The 21734-nt window shown below is 34.2% G+C and carries 13 protein-coding genes; 3 read left to right on the forward strand and 10 right to left on the reverse strand.

What is annotated here, in order from left to right; genetic code table 11:
• The first annotated feature begins 4 nt into the window (after window positions 1-4).
• Window positions 5-1159 (forward strand): hypothetical protein, encoded by a 1155-nt coding sequence (locus EZ428_RS17015; RefSeq protein WP_131554388.1) that lies wholly within the window; start codon window positions 5-7, stop codon window positions 1157-1159.
• Here EZ428_RS17015 and EZ428_RS17020 read toward each other — a convergent pair whose 3' ends face one another.
• From EZ428_RS17020 to EZ428_RS17035, 4 genes are read right to left on the reverse strand one after another with little or no spacing between them, the layout of a single operon-like run.
• On the reverse strand, window positions 1160-3199 hold the full coding sequence (locus EZ428_RS17020) for an LTA synthase family protein (RefSeq protein WP_131554389.1): 2040 nt from the start codon (window positions 3197-3199) through the stop codon (window positions 1160-1162).
• Window positions 3200-3208: 9 nt separating this feature from the next.
• Complete coding sequence (locus EZ428_RS17025; RefSeq protein WP_131554390.1) at window positions 3209-4642, reverse strand: glycosyltransferase family 2 protein; 1434 nt, start codon at window positions 4640-4642, stop codon at window positions 3209-3211.
• Window positions 4639-5631: a HEAT repeat domain-containing protein gene (locus tag EZ428_RS17030; protein WP_131554391.1), complete on the reverse strand. Its 993-nt coding sequence runs from the start codon at window positions 5629-5631 to the stop codon at window positions 4639-4641. The genes EZ428_RS17025 and EZ428_RS17030 overlap by 4 nt, the downstream gene beginning before the upstream one ends.
• 59 nt (window positions 5632-5690) lie before the next feature.
• Complete coding sequence (locus EZ428_RS17035; protein ID WP_131554392.1) at window positions 5691-6062, reverse strand: response regulator; 372 nt, start codon at window positions 6060-6062, stop codon at window positions 5691-5693.
• Between the two features lie 216 nt (window positions 6063-6278).
• Here EZ428_RS17035 and EZ428_RS17040 point away from each other — a divergent pair, with 216 nt between their 5' ends.
• Window positions 6279-7481, forward strand: coding sequence for a GAF domain-containing sensor histidine kinase (locus EZ428_RS17040; RefSeq protein ID WP_131554393.1), 1203 nt, complete (start codon window positions 6279-6281; stop codon window positions 7479-7481).
• Window positions 7482-7529: 48 nt separating this feature from the next.
• On the opposite strand, the gene EZ428_RS17045 is transcribed toward EZ428_RS17040, so the two are convergent.
• The 4 genes from EZ428_RS17045 to EZ428_RS17060 all read right to left on the reverse strand — a co-directional run bounded on the left by EZ428_RS17045 (window position 7530) and on the right by EZ428_RS17060 (window position 14089).
• Window positions 7530-8939: an efflux transporter outer membrane subunit gene (locus EZ428_RS17045; protein ID WP_131554394.1), complete on the reverse strand. Its 1410-nt coding sequence runs from the start codon at window positions 8937-8939 to the stop codon at window positions 7530-7532.
• Window positions 8940-9041: 102 nt separating this feature from the next.
• On the reverse strand, window positions 9042-12209 hold the full coding sequence (locus EZ428_RS17050; protein ID WP_131554395.1) for an efflux RND transporter permease subunit: 3168 nt from the start codon (window positions 12207-12209) through the stop codon (window positions 9042-9044).
• Window positions 12210-12213: 4 nt separating this feature from the next.
• Window positions 12214-13410, reverse strand: coding sequence for an efflux RND transporter periplasmic adaptor subunit (locus EZ428_RS17055; RefSeq protein WP_131554396.1), 1197 nt, complete (start codon window positions 13408-13410; stop codon window positions 12214-12216).
• A 79-nt stretch (window positions 13411-13489) separates the two neighbouring features.
• Window positions 13490-14089: a TetR/AcrR family transcriptional regulator gene (locus tag EZ428_RS17060; protein ID WP_131554397.1), complete on the reverse strand. Its 600-nt coding sequence runs from the start codon at window positions 14087-14089 to the stop codon at window positions 13490-13492.
• Between the two features lie 151 nt (window positions 14090-14240).
• Here EZ428_RS17060 and EZ428_RS17065 point away from each other — a divergent pair, with 151 nt between their 5' ends.
• Complete coding sequence (locus EZ428_RS17065; RefSeq protein ID WP_131554398.1) at window positions 14241-15536, forward strand: hypothetical protein; 1296 nt, start codon at window positions 14241-14243, stop codon at window positions 15534-15536.
• 135 nt (window positions 15537-15671) lie between these two features.
• Here EZ428_RS17065 and EZ428_RS17070 read toward each other — a convergent pair whose 3' ends face one another.
• On the reverse strand, window positions 15672-18086 hold the full coding sequence (locus EZ428_RS17070) for a GAF domain-containing protein (RefSeq protein WP_131554399.1): 2415 nt from the start codon (window positions 18084-18086) through the stop codon (window positions 15672-15674).
• A gap of 9 nt (window positions 18087-18095) precedes the next feature.
• Window positions 18096-21701, reverse strand: coding sequence for a BamA/TamA family outer membrane protein (locus EZ428_RS17075; protein ID WP_131554400.1), 3606 nt, complete (start codon window positions 21699-21701; stop codon window positions 18096-18098).
• Window positions 21702-21734: the final 33 nt, after the last annotated feature.

The raw sequence follows: 21734 nt of genomic DNA on the forward strand, positions 1-21734 counted from the left end.
GATCATGAAAAAAAACAAGCTTGTTCTCTTTGTAGCCTTCATTTTTGCTATTCCAGTACTGATGTTCATATTTTGGTTGGTTAAACCCAAAAAGAAAATGGTAGTGGCCATTATAGACAAAACGGTTTTAACAAGAGATGGACAAGAACATATTTCCTTAACCTGGATTTTAAATCACGAGAGATTAACCAAAACCAATACAAAAAGATATAATATCAGTAACGACTATTTCGGATTTTTCCCTAAAGACAATGAAAAGTTTAGACTTAAAGGCTTAGAACGTTTTACTAATAATCAATTAAAACAGTTAAGTGAGGATGCTGATATTGCCTATTTTACCGACACCTATGGCATCTACAAGAAAGAGTGGTATAATCAACATACCGATCAGCGTAGCTCTGGAATATTATATGGGGGCTTGAGTGAAAAGGATTTAGATTTTTTAGCGTTAATGAAAGCTAAAAAAAAGCTTATCGTTACAGAATTTAATACCATTGGTTCTCCAACCACTCAACAAAACAGGAGCCGGTTTGAAAGCATGTTTGGTATGCATTGGACAGGATGGACAGCTAGATATTTCGATAGCCTTGATACCTTAAGAAATACTGAACTTCCGAAATGGTTAGTTAAAAACTATAAAACCTCCAATAATAATAAATGGACGTTTAAACGGGCTGGCATTGCCTTTGTGAGTGATCTTGACCAAGTTGTAATTTTGGAGGATACCACGCACTTAACCAATGATATCCCTATGATTGTGACCAATAAGTATGGCATTGAGGAGTTTGGTTTGCCAGAAAGGATGAAATATCCATTTTGGTTTGATGTGATCATACCGAACAACAAGGTCAATCAAAATATATCAAACTTTGAAATTAGTACTAATCAAAAAGGAAAAGCAGAATTAGCGAAGTATGGCATTCCTGCTAGTTTTCCTGCAATTTTAATGCACAAAGGAAACGATTACCAATTCTATTATTTCTCTGGAGATTTTTGTGACAATCCATTATCGATGACCACCTCCTACTTTAGAGGTATAGAATTTTTTAAGTTCTTGATGTATGATACAGAAGACAAAATGGAACGCAAGAGTTTTTTCTGGAATTTTTACAGGCCACTTATGACAACCATTTTAAAGGAACAAGCCAACAAAAAGTAGTTATTGTTTATTTGGAGAATAATTCTTTATTAACGAATCTGGCCATATTTTGGCGCCGTTAGCTATTTTATTATTTCGCTTTTTAAAGCTTGCGAATTTGTTTTTCATTTCATTAAGAACACTTTCATCTTCAACAGCCACTTCTTGCATATCACTGTTCAACTTGAATAAAGTATTTCCATTTAAGTGATATTCTCCCATGACAAAGTCCAACATATCTGTTTTTGTTTGAATCATTGGGTATTGATGTACGTTCCTAAAATTACGGGCAGTATCTAATCCTGTTCCCATCCAACTTGACTGAGTTGGGATTTTCATCTTATAATTTGTTTTTAAGTAGGCTAAAATGCTTGGCGTTATATCAAAATGTGTTGAGATGGATTCCATTTGAGCAGTACGTTTTAGCATTGGTGAGAATATGATCAATGGAACATGATAGCGATCAATTTTATTATTCATCGGTATTTCTGGCATCCTATGGTCGCCAGTAATCACAAAAATCGTATTGGCATAATCACTTCTTTTTTGATACTTAACAAAGAAATTTCGTAGTGCATCATCTGTATACAGGACACTAGAATACTGCAGTTTATAATTACGATAGGCTACCTTCTTTTCCTCTTCGAAATTTAGCTGCCTCATTCTTGCTTCAAATAACTTGAGGTACTTGTCTTGGTTATTGATTAAAAATGGATTATGCGTTGCAACTGTTAGAACCACACTTAACTCAGGCTTTTGAGCCACTTGGTTTCTTGTATTTAAAAAATAATTAAACAACTGATCATCAGCATAACCCCATGTAAAACCATTTTGCACAGGTAATTTTGTATATCCATTCGGAAAACTTACGCCATCCCTTATTTCATCAACTGCATTTTTTTGCAAGAAGGTTTTCATGTTATCGAATTTTGAATCGCCGCCATAATAAAATGAAGTACGGTAATTATTATGCTTCAATAAACTGTATAAAGACAAATGATCTGGCATTTGATCATTTAATTCAAGAAATCCATTTTTGGCAAATGGCAGAGATCCCATTAATGACGGTAAAACAGCAAATGTTCTACCACCTTCACTTAAAATGTTTTTCCAGTACAAACTTTTGTTAGCAAGAGAATCTATAAAAGGCGTAAAATTACCCAAGTATGCACCTTCATTAGTAAACGCCCTGCCTAATCCTTCAACCAAAATAAAAACAATATTTGGTGGGGCTTTACCGGGATTTATAAAAGGAGTTAGTACATCAGCCGTTTGCTCTTTATGCAAAAAAGGATATTCACTCTCATTAACATATTCAAAATTTACTAAGCTCGAATTACCACTTTCATAATCTGCTATGTAACCATCACTGTAGATATCTACGTCATCAGTTTGAGGAAAGAAATAATCATAAGATGCTGAAAAAAAGTAATCAGACTTATTTATAACAAGGTTATTTGCAAAATCTGACTGAAAAGCTGTACTGCCAATTGAATTTGCATTAACAAGCAATAATAGAAATGAAATTATCGGAAATGTCATAGCGATCTTTCCGGATATCTTAATTCTTTTTGGGAAGAATCTCAAGACAAATATTATTCCTGCAAGCAGCAACAAAAAACCCAAGATAATCCAGGCGTTTAAACTTCCAGAAGCACCAACAGTTTGTTTAATATCTGCAATAGAATAGCCGTACAAATCGCCGCCTAAAGGTAACAAAGAAGCATTAAAATAATTAATCAGTAGTAACTGGGTTATTGCCAAAAGAAAAATTAAAACATAACTGATAACTATAGCAGACTTTTTCGAAACGAAATATATAATCACAAACAGCAAATATTCTAACCATAACCATTTGAGCCAAAAAACCACACCTTTAATTAAAGAAAGTCCAATTACACTAAAGATATATTCTGGAAATTCATGTGTAAATCCATTAAATAGAACTTCAAAAACACTTAATGTCAGTAGAATACCCAACCACACTAAAAAAATTCTAGCAAATTCTTTAGTCACATTATAAAGTTGTCTCAATTTTTTATCTCTTGAACCCTTATCCATATCCACAAATTAACTATTTGGTTTTTTTGGTGTAGAAAGCCCTTGCCTGGTCATTTCTCCCCACGAGTTCTTCTTTTGATAAAGATCTATATTTCCCTTAATGGAAGACCATACAACAAATGGATGAAAAATAAATGGCTCCATTAATGCAGTTCCAATTAACTTAAGTATATCTCTATACCTATTGTACTGATTATAAGTTAACACCTCCATTAGAATAGCAAAAATAGAGTACATGATACCAAAGCTAAAGACCAAAGCAAGTAAACAGAAGAAAAAATACCAATTAGTTAAACCAAAAAGTGCAAGAATAATAAAGCAAGACATTCCTACAAATTCTATTATGGGCGCTAAGTATTCAAAGAAGAACCAATATGGATAACTTAGCATTCCTAATAATCTATACTTAGGGTTAAAGAACATAACTTTATGCATTCTCAATGTTTCAATAGTTCCTCTTGCCCATCTATTTCTTTGTCTACCCAAAATCTTAAAGGATGCAGGGGCCTCTGTCCAACACAGTGGATCTGGAATAAAACTAACGATGTAAGGCTGTTTAAGTTCTTCCATATACCTCCTCATTCTCACAACAAGCTCCATGTCTTCTCCAACGGTATTATGATCGTAGCCACCACATTTCACGGCAATCTCTTTATCAAATGCTCCAAATGCTCCAGAAATTAACAAGAGCCCATTTAATCTGCTCCAAGCCATTCTGCCCAACAAAAATGCCCTAATGTATTCAAGGGTTTGCATTCTAGGCAAAAAAGAATTTGGAAGGTTTATTTTAACTAGCATTCCATCTTCAATGGTACACCCATTTGCAATTCTTATTACTCCTCCTGTGGCAATAACTCTTTTATCGGTATTTTCTAAGAATGGCTTAGCTAGTTTAAGCAATGCATCTTGTTCAAGTATACAATCAACATCAATACAAACGATATAATCTTTTTGTGATATGTTTATACCAACATTTAAGGCATCGGCCTTGCCACCATTTACTTTATCTACAACTATTAATTTCCGGTATTTTCTAGCTCTACTCTTATAAACGCCTCTAACTGGCTTGGTTGCTACTTGTTCGTTAACAAAAAAATCACTCTTATATAAATCATATGCAGCAATAAGTTTTTCTAGCGAATCGTCTTTACTTCCATCATTAATTATAATTACTTCTAGATTATTATAATGTATAGATAATAAAGAACGCACATTCTCAATAACGTTAGCCCCTTCATTATAAGCAGGAGCTAATATGCTAATACCAGGTGCTTGCGTAGCACTAGCTAATGCCCTATAGTCTGTAAAACTATTTTTAAATAGATATTTTTTAATTTCTCCTATAGAATATAAACCAATAAACACATATAAGCTTAATAACACTATAGAATATGCTAAGAAAACATATGTAAGCATATCTACTAAAATTGATTGCCAAGTCATATCAACTCTCCTTTTATTTGCTTAATGATTTGATCTAACGGATATTGATTGCTTTGAGGAAGATTTTCTACTTCTGTTAATCCTTCTGGATTAATATTTGCAATTGTACGAACAATCAGTCTTTTCAATTCGTTTTCATCTTGACCCAAGAATTGGATCAAAACAGGAATATCATCATCATAACCAACATCTTGCAATGCCTTTACAATGGCTTTTTGATTCTTTAAGGTTTCAAGCGGGTATTTATCTATTAAAACCTTAGAAGTTTCATTGGTATAAATTTTTTCTAAAGTATAAATTGCTTCTAATCGAATCACCTCATTTGGATGATTTAACAGTTCGGTTATTCGATCATAAAGCTCAAAGCGATGGTAATTTCTCACTAATTTTAGAGCAAACACAATTACGCTCATGTTAGTAGAATTAAGCCACTTTTCGATGCCACTGAAATTATCTGGCGCAAGGCGAGAAAGCTCTTGCAATAATTTTATTTGTTGCCATTCGGAAATTTGGTAACTTACTACATCTAAGAATCGTAAACCTTCAAACCCATACAATTTAACAATTGTAGTTTGGGCTTCCATCCTCACTAAATCATTTTTATTATTGGTAGATCTATAAATTTTATTCAAATGAGTTTTCTGACCCATTATACCAAGCTCTTGAATTGCCTTAGCTTTTATATGCCACCGCCTACTTCTTAGTCTTTTAACAGCATATTTATCTAAATTAAGTTGATTATAAAGGTTTTCTAAATTAACTGCTGCAGTACCTGATATATTCTTTTTTGCTGATAAGAGCTCTTGAGTTAGAATAGATCTAAAATTATCATTAGATAACATTTTCGCCGTTCTAGCGGTAATGGGAATTAGCTTAATTTCTTCAGTTTGCTCTAAGAAAATAGCATTTCTAATTAATATATCAGCCATATTCTTCAGTTTCTTATACCTGCCATCCCTCACTTTTTTGATGGTCAAATTAATGAACATCCAGAGAATCATTAAAAATGTTACGCAAATAAAAAATAAGATGGCAACCTCAAAAAAAATCATCTTGAATTTATAGCTGCAAATCTCTTAACCCTTACAGAAAGTTCGCTCGGGCTAAATGGTTTTGTAATAAAATCATCAGCGCCTAATTGAAAGGCTTCAAGTACAATGTCTTCCTGCCCCATTCCAGATAGAACTATGATAGGAATCTTTTTACTTTGACGATTTTCAGTTAGATATGCAACAATTTCTAGGCCAGACACATAAGGCATCATGATATCTGATATCACTAAATCTGGTGTATGTTGTTCAATTTTACTTAAGGCATCGCGTCCATCGCTTGCAGAAATTATTTCATGACCGTCTTTCTTTAACCTTAACTCTAAAGTTTTTAGCATTAACTCGTCATCCTCTGCAATTAATATTTTCATAGTCAAATAATTATCATCAAGTACAATAAAAGAGAACATTAGCGCATTTAAACAGCGTTTATTTGAACAAATCTAAGTTATCAATTTAAAACTTGTTTACCAATTTGATAAATTATTTAATATCTATGAAACAAAATTTCTTTTCAAAATAATTTATTATTTAGTGATGAAAATAATAGCTTTGGTACTAGTACGTTAATCATTATTTATATAAACATGTCAAGTTCAAACAACCCAGTTCCATTAAATGAAATGGAAAGAATAATTACGCTTTCCGATTATGATCTTGACTATTCTGGCTTAGAGAATAATTTTAAGGACATTATACATTTAGCAGCTAGGGTGGCTGGCACAGAGATATCCTTAATTAATCTTATCGACTCATTTACGCAATGGTCTATTGCTCATCATGGTTTAGATGTTGAACAAATGCCAAGGGAAGATTCAGTGTGTCAATACACCATAATGGAAGAAGACCATTTTGAAGTTGAAGATCTTTCTGCTGATGCTAGATTTACAGATAAATTTTATGTAGACAAACCACTTAGCCTACGTTATTATTTCGGCATACCTTTAAAAACAAGTACTGGTTTTAATATTGGAGCCCTATGTGTTTTAGACACTAATTTTAAAAAACTTACGCCAGAAAAGGTTGAGCTTTTAAAGTTAATTGCAAATGAGATTGTAAATCGATTAAATACCATTAAGCTATTACAGGAGTTAAAAAGCAAGTTAAATGATGCAAAGGAAACTCATAAACGAGTTGCACATGATATTAGAGGCCCATTGTCTGGTATAATTGGTATTTCAGAAATCATTAGTGAAAGGGGCAATGAGAACCAGCTTGATGAAGTGATGGATTTTGTAACGTTAATTCATAAAAGTAGCAGATCAATTCTTGATCTAGCTGATGAAATTTTAACAGAAGAGAAAAAGAGATTAGGCGAACCACAAGGTGATGGATTTAATTTAACCGTTTTTAAAGAAAAACTAGAAAAACTATACCTACCTCAGGCCCAAAACAAAAACATTGCTTTAAACATAAATAACGATCCAAAACTTGCAACAATACCTATTTCAAAAAACAAACTATTGCAAATTGTAGGCAATCTGATTTCAAATGCCATTAAATTTACACCACAAGGTGGAAGCGTTACTGTTGATTTGGATCTTGCTTTAGAAATGAGCAAAAAGACTTTAAAGATCACAGTTTCAGATACAGGTGAAGGCTTGACTGAAGATTCTATATCAAGTATCCTTAGCGGCACGCAGGGCACTTCGCAAGGCACTGGAGGCGAAAGTGGTTACGGATTTGGATTAGCCATGGTAAAACATTTAGTTGATACCTTAAAAGGCAAAATGGAAATTACTTCTGAAGAAGGAAAAGGAGCTAAATTTGTAGTTACCATATCTCAATAAAAAAGAATGCCGCTTAAATAAGTGGCATTCTTTTTTATTTACCTAAAATTACTGCCAACCACCACCAAGTGCTCTATATAAAGAAACACTTGCATTTAATTGAGCTGTTTTTAATGTTGTTAAATCTAATTCTCCTTGCAGTAAATTTCCTTGAGCAGTGATAACTTCTAAATAGTTAGCCATTCCGCTTTTAAAAAGTAAGTCTGAATTTTTAACAGCCAACTGTAAAGTTCTTACTCTGTTTTGAGCAATTGAATACTCAGATTTTAAGTTTACAATTTTTGCTTGTTCGTTCGAAACTTCAACCACTGCTCCAATAACTGCTTGTCTAAATAGTAAAACCGATTGATCTCTTTCTACTTTTGCCAATTCGAATTGCGTTTTTAACTCTTTACGTTGAAAAATTGGTTGAGTAATTCCTCCGCCAACAACGCCAAATAAGGAAGCTGGAATATTAAACCAATTGCTAGCTTGAAAAGAATTTAGCCCACCACTGGCAGAAATAACTAAGCTTGGGTATAATCTTGCATTTGCAATACCAACTTTAGCGTTAGCAATTTTTAATCCCAACTCTACGTTTTTTACATCTGGCCTGATGCTTAACATTGTTGCTGGCACACCAGTTGCCAATTGCTCTGGAACTGTTAATTGTTCTAATGTGGTTGCACGTTCTATGGCTGAAGGAAATCTTCCTGTTAAGGCACTTAATGCGTTTTCTTGAATGCTTATTTCTTGGGTAACTTGGGGAATCAACTGAGACGCTCTTAATTGTTGTCCTTCTGCTTGTTGAATTGCCAATGAAGTAACCTGACCAGCATCAAACTGCATTTTTATCATTTTTAATGTATTGTTATTTAACTCAACATTTCTTTTTGCAACAACTAATTGTGCATCTAACATTAATAACCTGTAAAAACCTGAAGCTACTTCAGCTACAATTCTGGTTTGTACTGCTTTTTTAACTTCGGCTGATTGTAAGTATCCAGCGTATGCTGCTTCTTTTTGTTTCTTGATTTTGCCCCAAATGTCAGCTTCCCAAGTTAAAGCTAAATTAGCATTGTAATCTTCAATATGGTTTGTATTTAAAAATTGAGAAGTGCTCAATCCATTCAAACTGTTATCTGATGGTCGATTTGAATTTGCAGTAATTTGTAAATTCAATTGAGGAATATTACCCAGTTTCGCTCTCTTTAAAATCAGTTCTGCGGCATCGATATTTTTTAAGGCAATTTGCAAATCGAAGTTTTTTAATAGCGCACTATCAATTAACGAACGAATTGAAGGTGTACTAAAAAAATCCTTTAACGGCAATGCGCCAATGCTACTTGTATCTGTACTCAATATATCCCTAAAATTTCCAGGGATATCTTCTTTTGGTGCTAAAACTTCTCTAGCGATGCCACAACTACTCAAAACGAGTAGTAATAATGCAAAAGATATATTTTTAAATGTATTCATTTTATTAAATTTTAATTATACCATTTCCTTAACCACAAGGAAATTAGAGGCAAGAACTCGCTCAAAATAGGTTGTTCTTGCTGTTGTGTTTGTGAATGCTGATTAGTTTCCATAATCTTCTGAATGATGCTCTGCATGTGCAACTGCTATTGGTGCCCCAGTAACTTTCTCTTGTAAAAACTGGAAGATGATAAACAATACAGGAATGACAAATACTCCTAAAACAACTCCAAAAACCATCCCTCCTGCTGCTGCAATACTAATTGAGTGATTTCCTAAAGCCGATGGACCAACTGCTCTCATCATCGGAATCATACCTACAATAAAGGCTAATGATGTCATGATAATTGGACGTAACCTTAACTTTGCTGCCTCAAGCGATGCTGCCAATAAAGATTTACCTGCTCTTCTTCGCTGAATAGCAAACTCTACAATTAGGATGGCATTTTTAGCCAGCAAACCAATGAGCATAACCAGTGCTACTTGCACATAAATATTATTTGAAATTCCTGTTAAGCCAATTGCAGCAAATACGCCAAATATTCCTGTCGGGATTGATAGGATTACCGCCCAAGGCAAAATGTAACTCTCATATTGAGCTGATAACAAGAAGTAAACAAACAATAAACAAAGAATAAAGATGATAGCCGATTGCCCGCCAGAAGAAAGTTCTTCTTTGGTCATTCCAGAAAATTCATATCCATAACCACCTGGCAATTGTTTCGCCGCTACTTCTTCTACTGCTCTAATCGCATCGCCAGAACTAAAACCTGGTTTTGTCATGGCATTTAAACCTATCGAATTAAATAGGTTATAACGTGATGCTGTCTCTGGTCCGTAAACTCTTTCCAATTTAACCAAGGTATTAATTGGAACCATTTCGCCAGTTTTGTTTTTCACAAACACACCATCCATTGCGGCAGAATTAGCACGGTCAGTTTTATCAGCTTGAACAATTACCCTGTAATATTTACCAAACCTGTTAAAATCTGATGCTTGTGCGCTACCAAAATAAGCTTGCATTGTTTGTAAGATATCTTTAACACTTACACCCAATTGTGCTGCTTTAACTTCATCCAATTTCATTTCCAATTGAGGATAATCAGATTTGAATGAGGTAAACGCAAAGGCGATTTCAGGACGTTTCATCAGCTCTGCTATGAAATTGTTAGAGACTGCACTAAACTTATCCAATGAACCACCAGTTTTATCTTGCAATACCATATCCAACCCATCTATATTGCTAAAACCTGGAACAGTTGGAAAAGTGAACACAAAGAAATTAGCGCCTTTAATAGCTGATAATTTGCCCCTAACCTCGTTCATGATTCCATCTATATCTTTTATTTTACCTCTTTCATCTGTTAATTTTAAAAGCACAAATAATACGCCCGATGATGGACTAGATGATTGCGTAAGCATATTAAAACCTGATAAACCCATCAGGGTCTGTTTAGATTCCATCGTGCTTAATAAACTTTCTGCTTGTTTAATTACATCGGTTGTACGGTCCAAAGATGCACCTGCAGGCATTGACAATGAGATGGCTAAAAAGCCTTGGTCTTCTGATGGGATAAATCCTGATGGTGTTCTTTTAATCATCACACCTGTGGAAATAATTACCACAGCTAAGCCAACCAATGTTAACCAACGGAAACGAACTAAAAATCTTAACGTATTGGTATATTGATTAGTAATTTTCTCAAATCCTGAGTTAAAGCCTGCAAAAAATTTCTCTTTAAAAGTTTTCTTTTCCGCACCTGCGTGATGATTTTCCTTTAAAAATAACGCTGCCAAAGCCGGACTTAAAGTTAATGCGTTTACTGCAGAAATTACAATCGCAATAGCCAATGTAAAGGCAAACTGTCTATAAAACAATCCTGTTGAGCCTTCCATAAATCCAACTGGTAAAAACACAGCAGACATAACTAAAGTGATGGAAATAATTGCTCCAGTAATCTCACTCATCGCTGCAGCAGTTGCAACTTTTGGTGCCAAATGGCGATGTTCCATTTTTGCGTGCACCGCCTCGACGACCACAATTGCATCATCGACTACAATACCAATTGCTAATACTAAAGCGAAAAGTGTAAGAAGGTTAATTGAGAAACCAAATATCCACATGAAGAAAAACGTTCCCAAAATGGCTACTGGCACTGCAATGGCAGGGATTAACGTAGAACGGAAATCTTGCAAGAAAATAAACACCACAATGAAAACCAAAATAAAGGCTTCAATCAAAGTATGAATTACTTGGTCAATCGATTGGTCTAAAGCATTTTTAGTATTATATAAAATCAAATGTTTAACTCCTTTCGGGAAGTTTTTAGCTGATTTTTCCATCAGCTTTGCGATGGCAATTTGAATTTGATTAGAATTAGAACCAGCTAACTGTACTACGCCAATATTGATACCCGGCTTACCGTTAACCCTTGTGAAATTGGTATAAGAATAAGCGCCAAATTCTATTCTCGCTAAATCTTTTAATCTTAAAATGGAACCATCAGCATTAGCTTTGATAACCATTTCACCGTATTCTTCTGGTTTGTTTAATTTCCCTTTATAGGTAATTACATACTCAAAAGACTCCTTACTGCTTTCGCCAAATTTACCTGGTGCAGCTTCTAAGTTTTTATCCTGAATAACAGCCATTACTTCTTTTGGCGTTAATCCGTAGGTTGCCATTTTTGAAGGATTTAACCAGACCCTCATCGAATAATCTTTATTACCACCAAAAATAGTGGCAGAACCTACACCAGGAATTCTTTTAATATCTGGAATGATATTGATTTGGGCATAATTAGCTAAAAATGTTTGGTCGTAGTTTTTCTCATCATCTGTGAAAAGGTCTACAACCATAATTAAACTATTCTGCTGCTTAGCAGTAGTTATACCAGCTTGCACCACTTCTGTTGGCAACTGGCTTGTAGCTTGCGAAACCCTATTTTGGACGTTTACCGCAGCTTGATCTGGGTTTGTGCCCAATTTAAAGTAAACTGTAATAACCAATGAGCCATCGTTACTTGCTGTAGAGCTCATATAACTCATATTCTCTACTCCGTTAATTGCTTCCTCTAATGATGGAGCAACCGAACGTAATACAGTTTCTGCATTTGCACCAGGATAAAAAGCCATAACCTGAACCGCAGGCGGTGCAATATCTGGAAATTGTTGTAGTGGTAATTTAGATAATCCCAGCACACCCAGAATTACTAAAAGGATAGAAATAACCGTTGCTAAAACCGGTCTGTTTAAAAATATTTTGAACATCTTATTATTTATTTGAGGCGTTATAAGCCGTTACTGTTTTTGCTTTTTCAGGTTGAATTAAATCTCCTTCTTTCAAGCTTTCGAAACCTTTAGATACAATTTGGTCTCCTGATTTTAACCCATCTTCTACCAAATAATTTGTACCACTTGTACCCAGCACTTTAATTGGTTGTTTACTTATTTTGTTGTCTTTACCTACTGCAAATACAAAAACCTTATCTTGAATTTCGATTGTTGAGGCTTGCGGTACTAAAAGGATATCGCTATGTTCTAAGCTTAATCTTACTTTACCCGTATTGCCCGACCTTAATAAACCTTGCCCATTAGCAAAACTGGCTCTTAATGTAATTGCACCAGTTGTTTTATCAAACTGGCCATCTATCATGTCAATTTTTCCTTGAGAGGGATAAATAGTTTGGTCGGCTAAAACCAGAGAAACTGCAGGTAAATGTTTAATTCTATCGGCAACAGAATTACCTTGATATTTTGCATTAAAATCTATAAAATCTGTTTCTGCTAAAGAGAAGTAAACGTGTACTTCGTGAACATCAGAAAGCTGGGTTAAGGATTCAACATCTGTTGGACCAACCAAACTACCTTGTTTTTTAGGCAGCCTGCCGATGTAACCACTAATAGGCGCTTTAATTTGAGTGTAGTTTAAATTGATTTGTGCACTGTTTACATTAGATTTTGCTTGTTCTACATTTGCCAAAGCTATTTGATGTGCTGTTTTAGCAGTTTGCAATTGAAAAACCGAAACTACTTTTGCTTGAACCAATGGAGTTAACTTATCAATTTCTAGTTGAGCATTTAAAACCGATGCCTGTGCAGCGTGTAAAGACGCTTTTGCAGTATTTAATTGCGCTCTGAAAGGAAGCTCAGAAATTTGAAACAACAATTGGCCTTTGTTTACTAACTGTCCTTCGTTGACAAGAACTCTGTCTATGGTACCGGCTATCTGAGGTCTAATTTCTAAATCTGTAGCACCTTGAATAGAGGCTGGATAATCTACAAAGGTTTGTTGTGAACTTTGGCTAATTGTAATTACTGGCAATGCCGGTGCTGGTGCCGCAGCCATTTGATCTGGAGCACTAGTACAACTAGCTAAAAACAAAATTGTTGTAATTAATAATAAAAATATCCACTCATTAAATAATTTAACATTGTTAGATATTGGGGCAAGTTTGGAGATATGATTCATAATTATTGAGATTTTAATTTGTTTATTTTAACGATTATAATTTATCTAACAGTGTTAGATTATTGGGCAAAAAAAATGATTAGTCGTTTATGGTTTTAATGATAGCCTTAATCGCGCTTCTTAAAATTTGCTGATTAATTTCATCATTAGCTCCTTTTTGAACTAAATTGATAGATACTAAACCATGTATTAACGACCAGAAAGTATAATATTTTAAGCAAGATGTATCTTCAGATACAGGTTGTTTAGTCAGTAATTTTTCAATTGCATCATAAAACAAATCTGTTGTATACTCAGCTTCAGGCATTTTAGTATATAGCTCGCAACAATTCACTTGTACGCCATACATCAATTGGTAAAATTCCTTTTCAGCAAAGGCAAAATCCCAATAAGCTAACCACATTGCTTCCAACTGTTCTTCTGGATCTGTTTTACTGTCTCTAGCAGCTTTTACCTTTACACCTAAATGTATGTAGCCCTGTCTGGTCAGTTCAAATAAAATGCCTTCTTTATTGGAGAAGTATTCATAAATAATCGGAGCTGTATATTCAATTACATCAGCAATTTTGCGCATACTTAAAGCAGCCCAACCTTCTTGTTTTACAATTTGTAAAGCAGCATCCAGAATACTCTTACGAGTATCTTCTTTTTGACGCAGAATTCTTTCTTTACTTCCCATTATTATTTAAGTGCCATAAAATAATCTAACACTGTTAAGCAAATGTATAAACAGTTTTAAAAATACGTATCATTTATTTGTCAGATAAAACAGAAAGTGCATTTAACAAACATTAACAGTCTTTTTTGAAGGATCTTTTTTACATTTAAAGATGGAAAAACATTCAGAAAACTCAAAACCTTGGTTAATTAGCAAAAGATTTTTTACACTGCTATCTATATACTTTGCCTTTTTGATGGTAGATTTTACAAGTAGCGATGAATTGTTTCCTCATTTTGTATATGTGTTAATGACACCATATACAGAATTTTGGCATTGGATAGTGCCTTGGTTTGGCGAACACGTTTTGCATTTGAGTTATCCTATTACTGTTAAACCAAATGGCAGTGGCGATACCACTTATAATTATGTGTTGCAATTATTATGGATAATTTTTGCGCTAATCATCACAACAGTTTGGACGATATTAGATAGAAAAAGACCGTCTTATTACCAATTTCAATATTGGTCGAGAATAGTTATTCGTTACTTTTTAGCCTATATGCTTTTTGTTTACGGATTTGTTAAAGTCATCAAATTACAATTCCCTTTTCCAGATTTGATAAGATTGACTGAACCTTATGGAGATTCTACGCCGATGGGTTTAGCCTGGACCTTTGTAGGTTATTCATCAGGCTATAATTTATTTACAGGCGGAGCCGAAGTTTTGGCTGGCATTCTTTTATTCTATAAACGCACCACACTTTTTGGCTCCTTGGTTGCAATGACCGTTATGGCAAATGTGGTTGCAATGAATTTTGCCTATGATATTCCTGTAAAAATATTCTCACTCAACTTATTAATAATGGCTGTTTGGATAGCTTGGTATGATAAGGATAGATTAATCAATTTCTTTTTCCTCAATAAAGTTACGGCTCCATCTGTAATTGAATATCCTTATCACACAAAGTGGAAAAAAATTGTTCAACTTTCATTAAAGTCGATTGCTATTTTATTTGCCTTATACTCTACCTTATATAGTAATCTTAACACTGCAAAAGAATATGGTGATGCCGCACCAAAACCTCCATTATATGGAATTTATGATGTGAAGACTTTTAGTTTAAAAGGAGAATTACTTGCGCCACTTACCACAGATTCAACTCGTTGGAAAAGAATGATAATTGGTTATCCGGGTTATGTCCGAATTACAAAAATGACAGATAGCAATGTTTGGATGAAACTAAAGGTTGATACGAATGCTAAAACCCTAAAACTCACATCTACAAAGGATAGTACTAATCAATATAACTTAGGATATAAAAAACTAGGAAAAGACCAAGTGATTGTAAAAGGGTTAATGGGAAAAGATTCTGTAAGTATTCAATTTAAGCAGTTCGACCATACCCAATTCAATTTGGTAAAAACTGGATTTCATTGGATTAACGAGTATCCTAATAATAGGTAAATAATAGGCCTATAGTTTTTACTTCGCATTTCTTCATTCCTGTTAAAACGGGAATCCTAAAACACTAAACAAACCATTAATTAGATTTTCATCGCATTAAGATACCCAATCAAGTTGGGTATGACGTAAAATTGACTATAAGGTCTTATTCAATTTTTTAAACGGATTTTTCTTTATAGACTTTTTAATTTTTGTCCATTGCTCATCAAAGAAATCGCATGACATGTAATTTACACCAACACGTAAAGCCTTTAATCCGCTTACACCTTGTAACTCCTCTAGGTCTAACATTTCCAAGTCATCCTGTAAAAAACCTTGCTCCTGTAGATATTTGATGTATTCTAAATATTCATTGGCTTCATAAGTGTTAAAATAAACCAAGGCAATTTTACCAGGTTGTGTTAATCGCTCTTCTGTTCCTTTGACTAAAACTTTATCAATTCTTTTCTTAACAACCTCATAACGAATGTTGTATGCACCCTCTACGTCAAATCTTCTCTCATCATTTCTAAAACTGATGTCAATTGGATTACTGTGAATAAATATCAACTGTGTGGTCAATAAAGACCTAGGCATCTGGCTAACCAAACTGTTAGTTAAACGAGCAACCTCTACCATTGCGGTTAATTGCCAAAGGCGAATATTTTTTAAGTACAATAAATCAAATGGCACATCGGGTGCGATGTCTTGACCGATGTAGATATCATATTCTACACCATCAGTTCTAAACTTTGCAAAATAACAAGGATAGGAAGCCTGCAATGTTTGTTGTGCATCTTCAAGATATTCGCTAACCGCAGTGTTAATAAACTGCATCGATGTTTCTAAAGTCCGCCTGTTTTCAAATGCAATACCACTATCAGAATTGATATTAGAAAAATAAGTCTGAACCGTTTCTTTTGCTTGTGGATGACCTTTTACAATATGTTTTAGCATTGGATAGACTTCCAATTCTAAGAACTCGTTTAACAAGGCTTCCTCACTTGAGCTAATTGCATCCTTAATTCTATTTAACCAATCTTTACAATTAAATAAAATTTTATCAATTAAATCGAGTGGAACTATTACTCTTAAATCCGTTAATGTTTTATTTAAAAGTGCTAATTGAACTTTCAAATCTTCCTTTAATGCATAATTACGTTCGATTGTAGAATTACGAATATCTATTGCACCAAAAAGTGGATAGAGCCCCTTAAAGGTTACCGTTTCAATCTCTGCAGTTTTCTTTTTCCCTTTGTTATTTTTAAGGAAATCCCATACTACTTGATTAAATTTCCATTGTACGGAAGGCTGTAAAGCAGTAAATTTATCTTTCAGAACTTCATCCATTTTAAAGTTAAATTCTTCTATTCTATACTGCAATAATTGCCCTAAGAGTGGTAATGCAGAATGAAGTCTTGACACCAACTTTTCGTCTACCTCCAAGCTTTCTCTCGAATAAATTTCCATTACACCAGCCAATTGATTATTGTAATAGATTGGCAAAAATGAATAAGATTGTATTCCATTTCTTCGTAAAACCTCTAAAAATGGGAATTTTTGAATTTTAGCATCCGTTAAATTATTAAATAAAACCGGACGTGGATTATCTTTATATTCATCAACCAAGGCAAAGAAAGACTCTTCTAATAAATTATATTTTTTACCAGAATCGAGCAATATACTTTGAGAGTTTTGCTCATTATCAAATACAAACTTGTTGTTAACCATTAGAAAAGGCAACAAACCAAATTCAATGTGGCCATCTCCTGCTAAGGTTTTTAATGCTTGTATAACATGCTCATAAGCTTCGTTTTCATAAGTGTGATTAACTAAGGCATTACGAATACCATCAATTGCATGTTGCAAGGTTACATCTGATAGGGTTATTACCGTAAAACCATCAAACTTAAATTTGCTCAATGGAATAATCTCCTGCAATAAATCTATTTCTGTACCTTCTTGAATTTGAGCTGCTACTAATTCGAAATTTAATTCAGGTAAATCACCGTCATAAGTTATATCTATAAATTGTGTGTCAGCATTTATATTGTAGAACTGTGTTAAATGAGTTTCTGGATTGGTGTAAGCATATAGAATTTCGTTTTTAAGGATTGTAGTATAGTTATAGAACCTATTCAAAATCATTCTATAAATAAACTGCAATTGTTGTTTTTCTTTCGAAGCTTCTTCTTCCTCCCCCTTTTTTTGCTGAGCGTGTAGAGAAAGAATATCATGAAAAGCATCGGTACTAAAGAAAATCTTATCCGGAACTGGTGTACTTAATGCCCAATACAAATCTTTCTCATTAGCCATTAAAGGTGTTAAAATGGTAAAGATTAATTCAAGTGTATCTTTGTAGTTCTCTAAATCTTCTGCATGGATTTCATTACGAAGCGAATCTTCTTTTTCTATCTTTTCTAATAAAAAACGATAAAACTCTGCCTTTAATGTCTTCTCTGTTTTAAGCCTTCTCTTTAAATAAGAGATTAACGGTCTAAAAGACAGCGTAGCTTCTACCTGGCAACTTATCTGTTCGTTATTATTAATCTGGATTACACTCGTGTTCATCTCTTTCTTTTAATACCTAAAACTCATAGAAGCATAAGGATACCATCCTTCTTTAGAATGTCCCATTACAACACGGAAAATTGCTAATGAAGCTGGTGAAAAGTATAAACCTCCCCCTACTCCGTGATGCCATAAATCTGATTTTTCATTACTATTCCAAACCCTACCAACATCATAAAAACCCATTAATCCAACTTGGCCTGGCAAAACATAACTAACAAAATCTCCAAGTTTCGCCCTTAACTCTACATTATTGTAAAAGCTGTGCTGACCAGCAAATCTAAATTGACGATAGCCTAATAAATTTCCTTGTCCGCCTAAAAATAAGTTCTGATAAAATGCTGGCTTGCCAACAGTTATACCTCCACCAAATCTATCCGCTAATACAAATTTAGCTCTTCCATCGAGATTTTTATATAGCGCGATACTTGCCGTGAACTGTCCGTAAGAATTTGCGTACTTATTTAAGCTTTTATAAGCTGCCCATTTAAAATCAACATAACTTCCTAAAGTTGGCAAAATGTCGTTATCTCGTGTGTTATTAACGAAATTGACTACAATTCCACCATACAATTTGTCCTTCTCAATCTTCAAACTGTCGTAAGAATGGAGTTGTAAATTATTTGTAATAAAACGACCAAGGTTATCATCTGCATCGAATTTGTAATATTGAAACAGTGTTCCAATACTAAAAGTAGATTTTGGCCTTCTCCATCTAAGCCCCGGTTCTAGTTGATAAATGTTAAACCTTGCTCTATAAAATCTAATGCTGTTTGCATCTCTATCATATTTAGTTTCGTTACCAACACCGAAAAAATTCTGCGTATTGTCAGGTGCATTAGCAATTGCTTTTAAAACAAAATCAGCCTTGCCCACTGCCTTTAACCAATCGCCGCTATAATTAAACTTAAATGCTCCTGTTGCAAATGAATATAAGAATGAAAAATGTTGCGAATTTCCATACGGCTGTCTTCTAAAACCAGGATTGATAATTTTATAGTTTAAGCCTAACAATAAACCATCATCATTATTAAAACCAACTGCTGCATTTAAAGATGAACGGCTATACATATCCTTACCTAAATAAGAGACATTGGAAGTATCTACCGCCATTTTTTTACGAAGCATATTTTCATCTTCGCCTGCAAATGTAGAATTCCCGTTCTTTCTGCCAAACAATTGAACGGACCTTGATGCATTTGGGATATTGTAGTATTTTTTACCTGCACCAGCAATAATTCTTAGTTTAATATTTGATGTTTTATTGTCTAACAGCAAGCTATCATTTCCATCTTTAGTGTATAAACGAATCTCTTTCGTTACTTCAGGGTCAAAGTTTCTACTAAAAATCTCTTCCTTAATATCTCCATCTTTTGAGATTTTATTGATTTGAACCTTTAAACGCTGACCGGCAGAGTCTGTAATTAAAACACGTTCGTTTTTATCACTTGTTTGTATGTCTACTATCCGGTTAAAGAAATGATAATAATCATTCATTAATTTTGGCATTGAAGCTCTTCTTTCTTTTAACCTGGTTAAAAACTGATCATGGCGCAATTTGTAATTAGGTTCTGGCAAATGTTTTAATGCCTTTTCAAAAACATCATCAGTTAGTTTTGCGCAAAAATCTTTAATTACTTTATCCCATTCGGCTTCTGTAAACTGAGACATTAAACGACTATTCATCGCTCTGCCCTCCCATAAAAACCAGTCAATTTTTTTAATCTCACGCTCATAGCCTTGCATCATAGGTAAAAGTGAAGAACCTTGTGCATAACGCTGAATAAAGCCATCAGAACTATAAAAAACTTGGTCACGGTCTCTTGGTACTGCTAAATATTTCTTTCCTTTTTCAGTTTTTTCAGGATAAAATCTCCATTGGTCTTCATGTCTATCCCAATCGCCCACCATTACATCTAAAGCCCTTGCTCGCAGCATTAACCCTGCATCGTAGGTGTTATCATTGTCTTCATCAAGCTTTTTAAACATTTTTGCAGTGTTGTCAGAATCGCCAATTGGCTCTCTTTCTTCTAACAAGCACAAAGTATTGGCAAACATTGAAGAATAGTCACCCAAATTAGCATCAGGCGAAACCCAACCGATAATTGGCGTACTATGTGGAACGTTTACGGCTTTAGCTAAAGTTGGCACAACCAAAGCCCCAAAAGGATGTTGGGCAGACATATTGTCCTTAATGATGTCTTTAGCAAAAGTTTCTCTTAAACCTTGTGGCAATAAAACTTCTGGATATTTCTCTACACTTCTTAAAACCCATTCTTTTCCATTTTTATCTTTTAAACGAAGAGATTTAGATTGATTGCCGCCACCCAATTGTGTTGGTGTTAAACCGCCCTTAACTTCAGATATTCTTAAAACAGGAAATTTTGTGTCCATCGCATAATCCTTACGATAATTTTCTCCGAACAGAAAACGATGAACTTTACCTACACTATCATAAGCTGGGTGGACTTTTATGGTAATGCTATCGGCTTTAATGACTTTGTATTCGCTTTGCTGCTTAGCCATTATCTCTTTGTATGGTTGCGTATAGCTAAAAACCTTTTTTACGCCAGTATCTGCATAAACATAATATTCGTAACGCATGTTATTGTTAAGCAATTGGTCTGCGATAACATAACCTTGGTTCATCTCTTGAAACAAAGAATTTTTTCCCTTTTTATTAGGTGTCATTTTAGAACCTGCGCCACTTACAATTTGCAGCTGTTCTCCTTTAATTAATTGCAAGCCATGTTCATGACCAGCCGCATAAATTACGTTAGGCTTCTTACCGAAAACAGAATTAATCTGTTTCATCATGTCTTTATAGGCAGGGTGATTTAAATCTTCTGGGCTCAATAAAGTAGAACGCAACATCGGATAAATAGAACCTATAACAGGCAATGGTATTGCTAGACTTTTATTTAATGAGGTTAAAGGCAATAAGTGATTTCTCCAGGTAAAATATCCACCGTGTGCTCCATAGCTTTGAAATGGATGGTGCGAAGCCAAAATGATAATCTTATCTCTATTTTGTTCCATCAAATCTTCCATACGCGTAATAACTTCCTCTTTAGTATTACAGTCGCAATCTGCTGCTGGATTACTTTTATTGTATGGAAATAACCACCATTCGCTATCGTAGGCAATAACAGTTAATTTATCAGTTAACTTTATGGCAACCGGATCTGGACAACCATTTGCAGGAATTAACCTTAAAAGTGGATCGTTAAATGATGCTAAATAATCACTTTGTGCCTGTATTTTTGCTAAACCATTTGGTCCAGATTTATCCCAATCATGGTTACCTGGAATAAAATAAACAGCTGAACCAGCTTCACGCATTGGTTTAAATTGAGATTGGAGAATTTTACTGGTTTCAGCAAAATCGCCATAGCCAGGAATTGCCATCCCAACCGGGTAAATATTATCTCCTAGATAAAGTGTGGTAGTTTTTCCCTTAATTACATGTTTCGCCGCATTTTTTAAAGATGCACCTTGGCCATCGTTCATCTCTCCGGCATCACCAATTAAGATAACCCTATACCTAACATCGTTTTGAGCAATTACAGTTAAGCCCTGAAATAAACATATAATTAGAAGTAGCCTTTTTAACATATTGATATTTTGAGAGTTAAGAACAATATAATT

Source organism: Pedobacter frigiditerrae (assembly GCF_004331645.1).
Taxonomy (GTDB): Bacteria; Bacteroidota; Bacteroidia; order Sphingobacteriales; family Sphingobacteriaceae; genus Pedobacter; species Pedobacter frigiditerrae.

Excerpts from the sequence above, each read along its gene's own strand:
- EZ428_RS17030 (WP_131554391.1), bottom strand. The coding sequence starts at position 5,631 with ATGTTCATTAATTTGACCATCAAAAAAGTGAGGGATGGCAGGTATAAG.
- EZ428_RS17015 (WP_131554388.1), top strand. The coding sequence starts at position 5 with ATGAAAAAAAACAAGCTTGTTCTCTTTGTAGCCTTCATTTTTGCTATT.
- EZ428_RS17075 (WP_131554400.1), bottom strand. The coding sequence starts at position 21,701 with ATGTTAAAAAGGCTACTTCTAATTATATGTTTATTTCAGGGCTTAACT.
- EZ428_RS17060 (WP_131554397.1), bottom strand. The coding sequence starts at position 14,089 with ATGGGAAGTAAAGAAAGAATTCTGCGTCAAAAAGAAGATACTCGTAAG.
- EZ428_RS17050 (WP_131554395.1), bottom strand. The coding sequence starts at position 12,209 with ATGTTCAAAATATTTTTAAACAGACCGGTTTTAGCAACGGTTATTTCT.
- EZ428_RS17070 (WP_131554399.1), bottom strand. The coding sequence starts at position 18,086 with ATGAACACGAGTGTAATCCAGATTAATAATAACGAACAGATAAGTTGC.
- EZ428_RS17020 (WP_131554389.1), bottom strand. The coding sequence starts at position 3,199 with ATGGATAAGGGTTCAAGAGATAAAAAATTGAGACAACTTTATAATGTG.
- EZ428_RS17025 (WP_131554390.1), bottom strand. The coding sequence starts at position 4,642 with ATGACTTGGCAATCAATTTTAGTAGATATGCTTACATATGTTTTCTTA.
- EZ428_RS17055 (WP_131554396.1), bottom strand. The coding sequence starts at position 13,410 with ATGAATCATATCTCCAAACTTGCCCCAATATCTAACAATGTTAAATTA.
- EZ428_RS17035 (WP_131554392.1), bottom strand. The coding sequence starts at position 6,062 with ATGAAAATATTAATTGCAGAGGATGACGAGTTAATGCTAAAAACTTTA.
- EZ428_RS17065 (WP_131554398.1), top strand. The coding sequence starts at position 14,241 with ATGGAAAAACATTCAGAAAACTCAAAACCTTGGTTAATTAGCAAAAGA.
- EZ428_RS17040 (WP_131554393.1), top strand. The coding sequence starts at position 6,279 with ATGTCAAGTTCAAACAACCCAGTTCCATTAAATGAAATGGAAAGAATA.
- EZ428_RS17045 (WP_131554394.1), bottom strand. The coding sequence starts at position 8,939 with ATGAATACATTTAAAAATATATCTTTTGCATTATTACTACTCGTTTTG.